General features: G+C 60.7%; 10 protein-coding genes and 1 pseudogene. 4 read left to right on the top strand and 7 right to left on the bottom strand.

Annotated features, from left to right (window positions below):
• Positions 1-395 precede the first annotated feature (395 nt).
• Both SOP85_RS24620 and SOP85_RS24615 read right to left on the bottom strand, forming a co-directional pair.
• Positions 396-1,178, bottom strand: a complete 783-nt coding sequence (locus SOP85_RS24620; RefSeq protein ID WP_323628512.1) for a response regulator transcription factor — start codon at positions 1,176-1,178, stop codon at positions 396-398.
• A gap of 111 nt (positions 1,179-1,289) precedes the next feature.
• Positions 1,290-1,760 carry a prepilin peptidase gene (locus SOP85_RS24615; protein ID WP_323628511.1) on the bottom strand — a complete coding sequence of 157 codons (471 nt, stop codon included), beginning with the start codon at positions 1,758-1,760 and terminating at the stop codon, positions 1,290-1,292.
• Positions 1,761-1,834: 74 nt separating this feature from the next.
• Here SOP85_RS24615 and SOP85_RS24610 point away from each other — a divergent pair, with 74 nt between their 5' ends.
• Together SOP85_RS24610 and SOP85_RS24605 are read left to right on the top strand one after the other, a co-directional pair.
• Positions 1,835-2,275: a TadE/TadG family type IV pilus assembly protein gene (locus tag SOP85_RS24610; protein WP_274077469.1), complete on the top strand. Its 441-nt coding sequence runs from the start codon at positions 1,835-1,837 to the stop codon at positions 2,273-2,275.
• Complete coding sequence (locus SOP85_RS24605) at positions 2,272-5,040, top strand: PAS domain-containing sensor histidine kinase (protein ID WP_323628510.1); 2,769 nt, start codon at positions 2,272-2,274, stop codon at positions 5,038-5,040. The genes SOP85_RS24610 and SOP85_RS24605 overlap by 4 nt, the downstream gene beginning before the upstream one ends.
• Here the strand turns inward: SOP85_RS24605 and SOP85_RS24600 are convergent.
• The gene (locus tag SOP85_RS24600; RefSeq protein WP_323628509.1) at positions 5,010-6,977 is read right to left on the bottom strand and encodes a pilus assembly protein TadG-related protein; all 1,968 of its coding nucleotides are present in this window, start codon (positions 6,975-6,977) and stop codon (positions 5,010-5,012) included. The genes SOP85_RS24605 and SOP85_RS24600 overlap by 31 nt on opposite strands.
• A gap of 407 nt (positions 6,978-7,384) precedes the next feature.
• The gene (locus SOP85_RS24595; RefSeq protein ID WP_323628508.1) at positions 7,385-8,215 is read right to left on the bottom strand and encodes an alpha/beta fold hydrolase; all 831 of its coding nucleotides are present in this window, start codon (positions 8,213-8,215) and stop codon (positions 7,385-7,387) included.
• 757 nt (positions 8,216-8,972) lie between these two features.
• On the opposite strand from SOP85_RS24595, the gene SOP85_RS24585 reads away from it, so the two are divergent.
• The gene (locus tag SOP85_RS24585) at positions 8,973-9,224 is read left to right on the top strand and encodes a DUF6555 family protein (RefSeq protein WP_323628507.1); all 252 of its coding nucleotides are present in this window, start codon (positions 8,973-8,975) and stop codon (positions 9,222-9,224) included.
• 120 nt (positions 9,225-9,344) lie between these two features.
• On the opposite strand, the pseudogene SOP85_RS24580 reads toward SOP85_RS24585, so the two are convergent.
• The 3 genes and pseudogenes from SOP85_RS24580 to SOP85_RS24570 all read right to left on the bottom strand — a co-directional run.
• A pseudogene (locus SOP85_RS24580) lies at positions 9,345-9,497 on the bottom strand (isochorismatase family protein); the annotation flags it as partial.
• Between the two features lie 44 nt (positions 9,498-9,541).
• The gene (locus SOP85_RS24575; protein ID WP_323609061.1) at positions 9,542-10,561 is read right to left on the bottom strand and encodes an alpha/beta hydrolase; all 1,020 of its coding nucleotides are present in this window, start codon (positions 10,559-10,561) and stop codon (positions 9,542-9,544) included.
• A 53-nt stretch (positions 10,562-10,614) separates the two neighbouring features.
• Positions 10,615-11,607, bottom strand: a complete 993-nt coding sequence (locus SOP85_RS24570; protein WP_323628506.1) for an MBL fold metallo-hydrolase — start codon at positions 11,605-11,607, stop codon at positions 10,615-10,617.
• A 202-nt stretch (positions 11,608-11,809) separates the two neighbouring features.
• Here SOP85_RS24570 and SOP85_RS24565 point away from each other — a divergent pair, with 202 nt between their 5' ends.
• Positions 11,810-12,307, top strand: a complete 498-nt coding sequence (locus SOP85_RS24565; RefSeq protein WP_323609060.1) for a helix-turn-helix transcriptional regulator — start codon at positions 11,810-11,812, stop codon at positions 12,305-12,307.
• The last annotated feature ends 44 nt before the right edge of the window (positions 12,308-12,351 follow it).

The following is a 12,351-nucleotide window of genomic DNA, read 5'->3' as shown; positions in this document are numbered from 1 at the left end:
GCGCCGACCTCACCGACGCCATCGCCAGCAAGCCGGCTCCTACAAATAATCGAGATCACCGCCAAACCTGTAGGAGCTGGCTTGCCAGCGATCGGCCCTCAAGCCAAGCGCCGACCTCACCGACGCCATCGCCAGCAAGCCGGCCCCTACAAAGAATCGAGATCACCGCCAAACCTGTAGGAGCTGGCTTGCCAGCGATCGGCTCTAAAGCCCTGCACCGACGCCATCGCCAGCAAGCCGGCTCCTACAAATAATCGAGAACAACCAACGAACCTGTAGGAGCTGGCTTGCCCGCGATTGGCCCTCAAGCCTGGCGCCGACCTCACCGACGCCATCGCCAGCAAGCCGGCTCCTACAAGTAGGGCGAGTACATCCGACAGATTCAGGTGCGGTGATCAGTTCGCAGTCAACCGATGGCGCCCGCCCGAGTTACTCGGCGTCAACGCCAACGCCAGTTGCGTGCGGTTGTGCATATGGGTCAACCGCAGCACCTGCGACACGTACAACTTCACCGTGTTCTCGGTAATGCCCAACTCGCAGGCAATCTGGTAGTTGGTCTGCCCCTTGCCCACCAGGCGCGCCACATCCAACTGACGTGGCGACAGTTGATTGAAAATCGCCGGAATCTCGGCCCGTCCGGCATCGCTGACAGCGCCGTCATCCGTACCCGGTGCAGACGGTGTGCGCCTGACCCGGTCGAGGTCCTGGTACAAATCATCCAGCGACTCGGACAGGTATTGCAGCTTCTGATTCAGATGCCCCAACTGCAACGCCTTGTGCCGCTCCTGCAGTACCACTTCCTGGCGTTGCACGCCTTCGAGCAATTCATTCAGATCAATCGGCTTCTGGTAGTAATCGGCAAAGCCGGCGCGCAGTGCCTTGATCACATCCTGCTTGCCCGCCTGCCCGGTGAGCATGATCGCCTCGAAAGCCCGGTGCTTGCCGGACAGCTGTTGCAGCTCCTGGACCATCTGGATGCCGTCCAGGCCAGGCATATGCAAATCGCAGAGCACCAGGCCGATTTCCGTGTCCTGGTTGAAACGTTCGATCGCCTGATGGCTGGATTCGCAGGCAACGCAACGGTAGCCGCTGTTCTCAAGAAATTCGCAAAGTTCTGCAACGATCTGGGGCTGATCGTCGACCACAAGGACTTTTACTGCCGAAGTACGCTTGTTCACGTGCAACTCCCTGCAAGGCCAAGGACTGACCGTCCCTTTATCGACAGCCTGAGGCTGTACAACCTCTGAATGAAAGTAGTCGCTCTTTGGCCGCTGTACAAAAACGGATGTCTAGCCGAACCAGGCCAATGTCAGCATCAGACCCACCAGGAGGAAGGGGGCAAAGGGTTGTTTCTTTGACAGACCAGGCTCCAGGTAAACCAGGTGACCTCTAAGCCCTTGACCGATATGAAGCCAGACTCTTGGCGCCAGCAGCCACCAACACACACTGGCGAGACCCGCGCCGATCAATACTCCCAACACATGCCGACCATCGGTCGCCAGCCCCAGGGCGGTCATGAGTTTGACGTCCCCGGCGCCCAGTCGGCGCATCCCATAGCCGGGCAAAGTAAACGCCAATGCCAGCAGCGCAGCCCAGCCGCCCTGCTCGGCCGGCGCGCCGATCCAGGTGGTGCCGCTCCATAACAGATACGCCAAAGCCAGCGCCCCGACGCCCAGGGTCAGGCGATTGGCGATGTGCCGTTCCCGGGCATCCTGCGCTGCGCATAGCGTCAGCCAGATCAGTAGTACAAAGCTCTGCATCCGGTAAAAAACGTCCGTTTTGGCTGAATGATTCTATGCTGACATTACCTCGAGTTGTCAGGGTAGACGCACTCATGAAAAGCAGCCTCCCACGTAAGCAAAAAGGTGCCGTCGCGATTGAATTTGCCTTGGTGTTCGTGATTTTTTTCGCGGTGTTCTACGCCATCGTCGCTTACAGCCTGCCGCTGCTGCTGATGCAGTCGTTCAACCAGTCGACGGCCGAAGCCGTGCGTCGTAGCGTGGCGCTGGACCCGAACACGCCCGGTTACGAGGCTGCGCTGAAAAACGTCGTCAAGCTGGAACTGACCCGTCAGTTGGCCTGGATTCCCGCCGGGCTGAATTTCGATGTCGCCACTGACACGACCACCACTTACACAGGTGGCGTGTTGAAGGTCGTCATCCACTATCCCTCGCAAAAGTTGAACGCGGTGATTCCGTTTCTGAGCCTGCCGGGGATTGGCTCCGTGCCGAGTTTACCGGTGACGCTCACCGCCAGTTCGAGTCTGCAGTTTTGAGTGCCGGGGACAAACTCTTCGGGCGTCTGCTCAATCGCCATCCGCCCGCGCCCCAGGAAATCCCGGAGCCCTTGAGTGTGCTCGGCGTCGGCCTGCAGATGCAGCTCAATGCCCAAGGACGCGTGCTGCTCCTGACCGGCCCGTTGCGGCATCAGCTAGCCCAGCAGGTCCCCACGGCACAGCTGCCGCACCTGCTGGATTTTCTCTTGCCCCATTGCAGCCTCGCCATCGAGGGCGCTCCCGCCGATTGGCAGGGCCAGCTCCTGGACCTGGATTTCTACAGCCTCAACGGCCCACCCCTGCACCTGCGTGGCTGGGTGCAGCCGATGGCGGACGCCTGGCTGCTGCAGTTGCTGGACATCGGCGACTTGCTGCTGGAACGCCGGCAAGCGCGCCTGCGCGAGCAGTGCCAGTTGCTCGCGGCACAGATCGGCGAGCAGTTGCGCCTGTGCAGCCTGACGCGCCTGCCCGAGGTGTTGATCGACCAATTACAGGCACTGGCCCAACGCTTTCACATTCCCTGTATCGCCCTGGCGTTGCTCGATGAGCAAGAACAGGGCTGGCAGATTCACCAGCACTACACAGGCTTCGATACGCCCAGCCTGTGGCGCACCGGTCAGCGCCTGGGCACCGGCCTCGATAGCTTGAACGGCTCCACGCCGCATCACCTGAACCTGGGCGAACATCCGCGCCTGCAAGGCATCTTTGCCAGCACGGAGGGTTTCGCCGTGCCCTATCACGATGCCCAAGGCGTGGTGGCCTGGTTGCTCTGCGGCTGTTACCCGGTCCAGCAGCAGGCCCCGGATGTCAGCGAGCGTGACTGGTTGCAGTTCGCCGCCGCCCTCGCCGGCCCCTTGCTGGAACGCTTGCGCGAACATCGCCACCATCTGCAGTTGGAGCGCCTGGAGGCGTTGCAGGCTTTGCTCGGCACCGGCTGGTGGGAAGTCTTCAGCGACAGCGCCGAGGTGCAATTGGCTCCCTCGCTGACCCGCGCCCTGAATCTTCAGCAAGAGCGTTTGCCGCTGCAGGACTGGCTTGCGCAAGTGCACCCCGCCGACCGCGAAGAGTTGCGCAGCCGCCTGCAGGATTTGCAGCACGAAAGCACGCCACTGCTGTTGTGCGTACGCCTGTACCGCGCCGACGGCAACGCCCCGGCGACCTGGTATCGCTTGCAGGGCCAGGCCCTGGGCGTGGGCAGCCAGCAGCGCCTGGTAGGATTCATGCTCGACATCAGCGACATCAAGAACCAGGAGCAACTGGCCGCCGCCGCCCATGCGCGACTGGACAATCTGATCGCCAGTTCGCCCGCGGTAATTTATGTGCAGCGTTATGTCGAAGGCGCGCTGCAACCGACCTTCTTCAGCGACAGCCTGCAACCGTTGCTGGGCTGGACGCTCGCCGAGTGTGCCGGTGCGGCGTTGATCGAGCGCGTGCACCCCGAGGATCGCGAGCGCTATTTCGAACGCACCCGCCTGCTGCTGCGCGAAGGTTCGGCACGGGCACGCTATCGCCTGCGCGACAGTCGTGGCGATTACCACTGGTTGCTCGACGAAGCCCGGTTGCTGCGCGATGACCTGGGTCTGCCGGTGGAGGCCGTCGGCCTGTGGCTGGACGTCACCGAAGCGACGCTGGCAGCCGAGCACGTCAAACAGAGCGAGGAGCGTTACCGGATGTTGGTAGAGGACTCGCCGGCGATGATCTGCCGCTACCGCCCGGACCTGACCCTGACCTTCGGCAACCGGCCGCTGGCGACCTATCTGGAATGTTCGCCCGAGGGCTTGCCGGGAGTGAACCTGGGCAGCTGGATGTCGGCGCAGCAGCGCGAGTCCTTCCTCCAGCGCCTGAGCCAATTGAGCCCGGAGTTCCCGGTGAGCACGGCGGAAATCAACCTGCAGTTGCCCGGCCGCGAACACGCCTGGTGGGTCTGGTCGGATCGCGGGGTGTTCGACGAGGAAGGTCGCCTGCTGGAAATCCAGGCCGTGGGCCGCGACAACACCGAGGTTCGACGCGCCCAGCAACAACTGACCCAAAGCGCGAAGATGGCCACGCTGGGCGAGATGGCCACCGGCCTGGCCCATGAAATCAACCAGCCGCTGAACGTGATGCGCATGGCGATCGTCAATGTGCTCAAGCGCCTGGACAATGGCAATCTGCAGATCGATTACCTGACCGACAAACTCAACCGCATCGACACTCAGGTCCAGCGCGCCGCGCGGGTGGTGGACCATATGCGCGTGTTCGGCCGGCGCTCGGAGATCGAACAGCACCCGTTCAACCCGGCCCAGGCCATTGAAGGCACGTTGTCGTTATTGGCCGAAGGAATGCGCGGTAAAGGGGTGGAACTGCGGGTCAGCGAAAGCGGTTTTTCGGTGCAGGTGCGCGGGCATGTCGATCAACTTGAACAGGTGTTGATCAACCTGATGGTCAACGCCCGCGACGCGCTGCTCGGCAAGTGTGAGAGCGACCAGCAGTTCAAGCCGTGGATCGCGCTGTACGCCGAGCGCGATCAACACGCGGTGCGCCTGTGGGTTGAAGACAACGGCGGCGGCATCGATCCGCGTCTGCTGGAGCGGATCTTCGAACCCTTCTTCACCACCAAGCCGGTGGGCGTTGGCACCGGCCTGGGGTTGTCGGTGAGCTACGGCATCGTGCAGAACATGGGCGGAACGCTCAGCGTCAGCAACTCGACCGAGGGCGCGCGGTTTTGCATCGAGCTGCCGATCGTGCCCGACGATCAGATCACCAGCGATGCGCGACCGGCGTGACAGCTGAGGTTGGCGCCAACTTCGACCTTGTTCAAGTCGATGCCCAGGCTCGCCAGCAAGGTGTTGATGAGGGTATCGAGCAGCGGGCTGAGCACGCTGTTGATCGCATTGCCCAGCGCGGTGGTGACGTCGTTCAAAAGGCTGCCCAGGCCACCGATGATGCTGCCCGACGGCCCATACATGTTCACCCCGAGGTCGCTGACCGTGGTGCCCAGGCTGTTGACGATGTTGTTGGTGGTATAGGCGAAGAAAAACGGCGGCTGGTTGATTTCCGGCAGGTTGGCGGCGGCTGGCGCGGAATACACGTGGAGCATGTTGGGGTTTTGCGCCACCGAGGTGTTGACCCGGATGCCGATGTCGCCGGTGGGCCGGTGGTTGTAGCAGACCGCTGGTAAAAACAGCAGCCGCTGGCAGGTCTGCACGCCGACATAGATGAGCTGTAGCGGGTTCACGTCATTGGTCGGCGGGACCAAAGCGGAGCCAAACACATCGGCCGGGTCGATCTGCCCGACTTTCAATCCGATCAGCGTGGTCGTGGTGTTGGTCGTCAGGCTTTTGTTGGTCGCGCTGATGCAGCTGTAGGCCGTGACATAACTCCAGGCACCGCCCGCCTCCAGGGCGACATCGAGCCGTATCGGCGGTGGCAGGAGCTTGGTTTCCGGCGTGTCACACGGCGCGCCCAAGCCGCAGGTCAGCAACTTGTCCACACGCAGTCCCAACAGGTCCTGGAGGAAGCTGGTCAGCGACGTCGCAAGATCCAGTACGGCATTGACCAGGGGCGTGATGGCGTCCAGCACCGGCAGGTTGATCGACAACAACGTCTTCACCTGCGCCGTTCGAACATAGATGCGGTTGGAACCCAAGGGCGCCAGCGCGGCGTTTTTCGGATTGCCTACGGCCGACAGTTGCGGCGGCTGCATGACCTGCACCCGCGCGGTGATCTGCGCCAGGCCCGCGAGGTTGATCGGCAGGGTCGCCACCAGGCCGGTTTGCTTGTTGGCCAACTGCACGACGCCTTCAATCAGGTCGAAGGCTTTGAGGTTCACTGCCAGGGCCGAGATGTCACTGCCGCTTTCGACGTGCAGCAAATCGCCCAGCACCACGCTGGTGGTACCGGCCGCCACCTTCAGCGCCTTCAGGCTGACGATCGTGGCACTCGCCGCCAGAGTTCCGTTGGGGTCCAGGACATTGATGGCGGCCTGGATCAACTGGCTGACGTTGATGCTGTTGGCCAGCACCTGGTCATAACCTGCGGCGGTCAGGCCGAGGTCGATTTTCAGGCGATTGAGGTAGCCGAGCAGGCTGATGTTGCTATTGACCAGGCCATTCCAGCCGGCGGCATTGATCGTCACGTTGCCGCCCAGCAACCCTCCGAACAGCAAGCTGGTGATGGCTGCCTTGCTGGTATCGAATGCCAGGGCGGTGCTGCGGATGGTCAGTGCGGCCAAAGGCGGCGGCAGCGCGGCGACAGCCGTCGCCTTCAGGGTCAGGGTCGAGCCCGCAGCGGCACCACCAAACAGTGCGCCGATGCCGCCGACAAGACTTTGCGGCACGACATGGCTGGCGATGACCTGAATCGCTTCGCTTTTAGCAGGGTCGACGGCAAACACCCGAAGGCTGTTGGCATCCAGGGACAGCGCGCCGCAGCTGACCGCCAGTGCACGCCCGTCGCCGGGCAGGGTGAAGCCGTTGCGCTGGGCGCTGGCAGTGGCGTAGCTGGTGGCGGTTGCGCCGGTGGAACAATCACCGCCCCGTGTGGCGGCTTCGAGGGCGGCCATGTCGGCGATGCGCTGCAGGTTGCGTTTTTCCAGGTACAGCCGCCCGCTGTCGATGACCAGCAGCGTGAATGCCAGCGCCAGCGCCAGCGTCACCGCCGCCATCAAGCCAATCGCCCCCCTTTGCCGGGCCGGGCCGCGAAACTGCATGCGGGGCGACATCACGCACTCCTTTGCCGGCGCACTGCCGAACGTGACCTCCGTGGGTGTAAGACAGTGTAGACAAGGGATGGCGCGACTGCTGGCAACTCACCACTTCCCAGCAACAACATTCCCTCTGTAGGAGCTGGCTTGCCAGCGAAGAGGCCCGCACAGCCGACATCTTCCTCGCCTGACAAACCGCCTTCGCTGGCAAGCCAGCTCCTACAAGGTGATCACCGCCAAACACAATTCCCGGCAACACCCAACAACCTGTAGGAGCTGGCTTGCCAGCGAAGAGGCCCGCACAGCCAACATCTTCCTCGCCTGACAAACCGCCTTCGCTGGCAAGCCAGCTCCTACAAGGTGATCACCGCCAGACGCAATTCCCGGCAACACCCAACGAACCGGCTCCTACAGATGTGTGTCGCTTAGCTTCTGACGAAAGCCAGCAAGTCGGCGTTGATGGCATCGGCGTGGGTGGTCGGCATGCCGTGGGGGTAGCCCGGGTAGGTTTTCAGCGTGCCGTTTTGCAACAGCTTGGCTGACAACGGCCCGGAGTCTTCATAAGGCACGATCTGGTCGTCATCGCCATGCATCACCAGCACCGGGATCGTGATCTTCTTCAGATCTTCGGTGAAGTCGGTCTGGGAAAAGGCCACGATCCCGTCGTAATGGGCAATGGCACAGCCCATCATGCCTTGTCGCCACCAGTTCTGGATGTTGCCCTCGGACCGTGTTGCACCCGGGCGGTTATACCCGTAGAAAGGCCCCGCCGGAACGTCACGGTAGAACTGTGCGCGGTTGGCCTTGAGCTGCGCCTGCAAGTCATCGAACACCGACTTGGGCAAGCCGCCCGGATTGCCAGGGGTCTGCACCATCAAGGGTGGCACGGCGCTGATGATGACGGCCTTCGACACGCGGTTTTCGCCGTGCCGGGCAATGTAATGGATGACTTCACCACCGCCGGTGGAGTGCCCTACATGGACGGCACCCTGCACGCCAAGATGGTCGACCACGGCCCTGACGTCATCGGCATAGTGATCCATGTCGTGCCCATCCCAGACCTGACTGGAGCGCCCGTGGCCGCGCCGGTCGTGGGCAATCACCCGGTAGCCGTTCGCCAGGAAAAACAGCATCTGGGCATCCCAGTCATCGGCACTCAGTGGCCATCCGTGATGAAACCAGATCACCGGGGCCTCGCGCGGCCCCCAGTCCTTGTAAAAGATCTCGACACCGTCCTGCGTAGTGACATACCCCATGTTCGCGTCTCCTCAATGAAAGGTTGCACCGCCTGGCCGCCAAAACACCTGGGAACTGAAGGCAACTTCAAGGTCAATGTTTTTGGCTGGAGTTTGAGAATAGGCGAACCGGGGAAAATCAGCGGATGTTCAAACAATTGATCAGGACGACTGACGGGCGGTCGCTCGATGTGCCTGCCATCGAAAACAATGAATTATGCGTTGCCGCCGACACCTACATGCGAGCACTGCACAGAGATAGGGTTTCACGGAAATGGTCGTTGGTAACCGACAAACCAGGCCGAGATCACCGTGGCTGGCCATTGCAAATAATCAACGTAATCCGAAACCCGCTCCCTTTTAAAATGGCATCCAATACCCCGTCCGATGCCGTGTTCGGCCCTATCGCCTGGAGCGACATCTTGCCGTTTCGTTCCAGGACCGCAAACGTGCTCCTACCCTCGTTCACCTGCCAGCGCGCGGCGGTGGAAGTGCGGTAAATGCTTCAACGCGTATTCGGCGGCCTGGAGCTGCACCTGGCAACGAGTGTCGAAAAAGCGATGCAGGTCTTCGCAGTTGACCCCTGCAAGGCTCGTTCATTCCAAATTCTGCTCACCGGTCATTCATTTCCCTATTCCAAGCCAATGCACTGCGTGTACGACAACCAATCCAAGCTTATAAAATCAATAAAATCAATGAGTTACCATACCATAAAATTGCTTTGAATTTTTTCTGACGCCGCCACTCCTTTGTCTATGAGCGAATGGAGGGGGATCTCATGAATACCGGTCTTTACGTCATTGAATACAAGCTTCATGGGGAGCCAAGGTCATTCATTATCAGGACGAAGATAAAGAGCAGCGCTGATGCATGGCACTGGGCAAGTTGTGACGCAGGAGTGGCGCCCATACCCAAACCGGGAAGGCCGCCGCTCAAGGTCGTTTCCAAGCCTCAAGCCGAGAGGTACGGTATCAGTGACGTGACATGGCGTGAGACAGCAACGTTGAGCTGGACGGAGGTTGCAACTTGATGAGCCGTTTTTTGAGGCCGATATTGATGAACTGCCTATTTGTAAATAAACCAGGTGTAAAGAGGTTTAATAAGCGCGCAGTCAATTGAGTACCATTTCGATGTCTACGAGGAGTCTTTCACTATCGGTACGGGTCCAGTCGCGTTGCAATTCAAGCAGGTATTGCAGGGATGTCATCGGACGTGCCCCAAGTTGCACCATGCGCTGAATGGCCATCTCATGAGCTTCGACCGAGATGTCACCACAAGCGTCAGCGATGAAATACACCTCGAAGATCAATGAGAAGCCTGCCGCAAGGCAGGCTTCATTTTGGAGGCTCAGTTCAAATGCGTTTTGAGCTCCAGTGCTGCCTGACGCACCGCAGCCTTGACCTCGGGAATCGAGCTCAGCGGATTGAGCAAGCCGAAGTCGTGGATCATGCCGTTGTAGCGCACAGAGGTGACCGGCACACCGGCCGCATCCAGGTGGCGGGCGTAACCTTCGCCTTCATCACGCAACACGTCGAACTCGGCTGTTTGCACCAGGGCTGCCGGCAGCCCTTTGAGCTGTTCGGCGCTGGCGTTGAGCGGTGAAGCGTGGATCTGTGCGCGCTCGGCCGGGTTGGTGGTGTAGTTGTCCCAGAACCACTGCATCATGCCCTTCGTCAGGAAGTGGCCCTCGGCAAATTGCTGATACGAGCCACTGTCGAACCCGGCGTTGGTCACCGGCCACATCAGTAACTGAAAGCGCAGGGCCGGGGCTTTCTGTTCCTTGGCCATCAACGCCACGACCGCCGCCATGTTACCGCCGACACTGTTGCCGGCAACCGCCAGCCGCTTACCGTCGACACCGATGTCCTTGCCATGCTCGGCCACCCAGCGAGTCGCGCCATAGGCCTGGTTGATCGCGGTCGGGAACTGCGCTTCTGGCGACGGCGTGTAATCGACATACACTGCGACGGCGCCGGAGCCCACCACCAGGTCGCGAATCAGGCGTTGGTGAGTTGGGAAGTCGCCCAAGACCCAGCCACCGCCATGGAAAAACATGAACACTGGCAACTCACCTTTGACCTTGGCCGGGCGGACGATTTTCAGTTTTATGATTTGCTCTCCCACCGAGATAGAGCGGTCGCTGACTTCGACGCCGGACAGATCAACCTTCACCGATGCCTGTGCTCCGGTTAGAACCGCACGGGCGTCCTTCGGGCTCATTTGCTCCAGCGGTTTTCCGCCACCGGCCGCCAGGGCTTCAAGAAAGGCCTGGGTGTTGTGTTCGACGCCCGGACTGCCTGCGGCAATGGCATTGTCTATGGAAAGAGCCAGGAGAGAGATGGCCAGGGTTTTCTGGAGGATGTTCATGGGTAATCCTTTTTGGTTGCTAGAGGTTGAGTCAGACGCGGGTGCCGCGGGCGTTACTCGATCAGCGGAACGTTGGCCGCTCGTTTGTACGGCCCGTACTCCAACGGCACCCATTCGAAATGCTTGTCCACGGCGCTGATATGACCGATACCGGGGAACGGCAAGTGCGCGGCCGTCACCCAGGTCTTGCTCGCGGCAGCGGCGCTGAACACCTGATTGCGACTCTTGATCGCTTGCTGATTGTCGACGTCGAACCCGATCGACACCTCCGGGTGCAGGAATTGCACGGCGAGGTTGTGCACCAGGTCCCCCATGAACAGGATGCTTTGCCCCTGGGAGGTAAAGCGGTAAGTGCTGCTGCCCGGCGTGTGTCCGGTCTCCAGTTGGGCCTCGACCACACCCGGCAACGGCGACTGACCCGGAGAGAAGGTTTTGAAGCGCCCCGCGGCGATGTAAGGTGCGGTGGAGTCCTGCGCGATCTTGAAGAAGCCTTTGGCCGCTTCCGCAGCTTTGGCCAGCGCCTGCGGGTCCAGCCAGTAATCGGCTTCGGCCTTGGCGGCATACACCGAGGCGTTGGCGAAGATCGGCTGCTGCTGACCATCCACCAGACCGCAGACATGATCCAGATGCAAGTGCGTAAGCAGGATGGCATCGACCTGCTCCGGCTTGTAGCCGGCGGCTTGCATGTTGGCCGAGAGCTGGCCGGCGGTGGCACCGATGCACTGCCCTGCCCCGGTGTCGACCAGAATCAGTTGTTTGCCAGTGTTGATCAGGAAAGCGTTGAACGCCGTTTGCACGCCCGGTGTTTCAATTGCGCGACGGGCGAGCAGCGCGCGGATCTGACTCTGGTTCATGCCCTGCAGCAGCTTCGGTGAAAGATCGTTGTAACCGTCGAACAGCGCCGTCACTTCGTAATCCCCCACCGCCAACCGGTAGTAGCCGGGGACCTGAGTGGCCTGAATCGGCGCCTGAGCCTGTGCGCCAACCGAAGTCAGCACGAATGCCAGGCCTATTCCACGCAGTGTGCAAACCAGAGAATGCTTCATGCCTCACCTTTGATCGAGTCAGAAAACGGCTGATCATGTCAGCCGGGTAAACTCGATCATGCACCTGCCCGACACCCTGAAAATTGCAGCGATGTGCTGATTAACGCCTGTGGCAAGGCCCACTTCATAACTCTTAAGGTTTGCTTAAGGACTTTAAATGTCGCTGGCGGACAGACTTTCCTGAACGATCAGGAGAGCCACCATGAACCCGCCATCGGTGAATACAAACCATCCATGCCCTGTTGTACGGCCGTTGGGCGCCCTGTCCGGCTGGCAGGAGCGCCGTGCCAAGGAGCTGATGCTGCGTGACATGGGCAGCTGCGTTCGCATCAGCGCGATTGCCGAACACTGCAACCTGTCCCGTAGCCATTTTTCCCGAGCATTCAAAAAAGTTACCGGCCACTCGCCGCAGGGCTGGCTGGTGATGATGAAAATCGAAAAAGCCAAAAGCCTGCTGATCACCTCGATGCCGATCACCGATGTCGTCTATGAATGCGGTTTCGCGGACCACTCGCATTTCACCCGCACCTTCAGCCGCCTGGAAGGAATGACCCCCAAGGCATGGCGCCGGGCCTTTGTTCCTGCAATGAGCCACCCTCTCCAGACGCCAGTGATTGATCGGGACATACCCAACTGGCGCATTCACGAAAGCCTGGTCGAAGGCGTGGGACAGTCGCACGCGCGAGAACTACACGCGTGAAATGATCGAGACCGACAAAACGAACTCCTCCCTTTGGCCGCTCA

Origin of the sequence: Pseudomonas sp. YuFO20 (assembly GCF_035064975.1) — a bacterium.
Taxonomy (GTDB): Bacteria; Pseudomonadota; Gammaproteobacteria; order Pseudomonadales; family Pseudomonadaceae; genus Aquipseudomonas; species Aquipseudomonas putida_AE.
The sequence above is the reverse complement of the archived record's forward strand: the minus strand, read 5'-3'. Positions and strand labels throughout refer to the sequence as shown.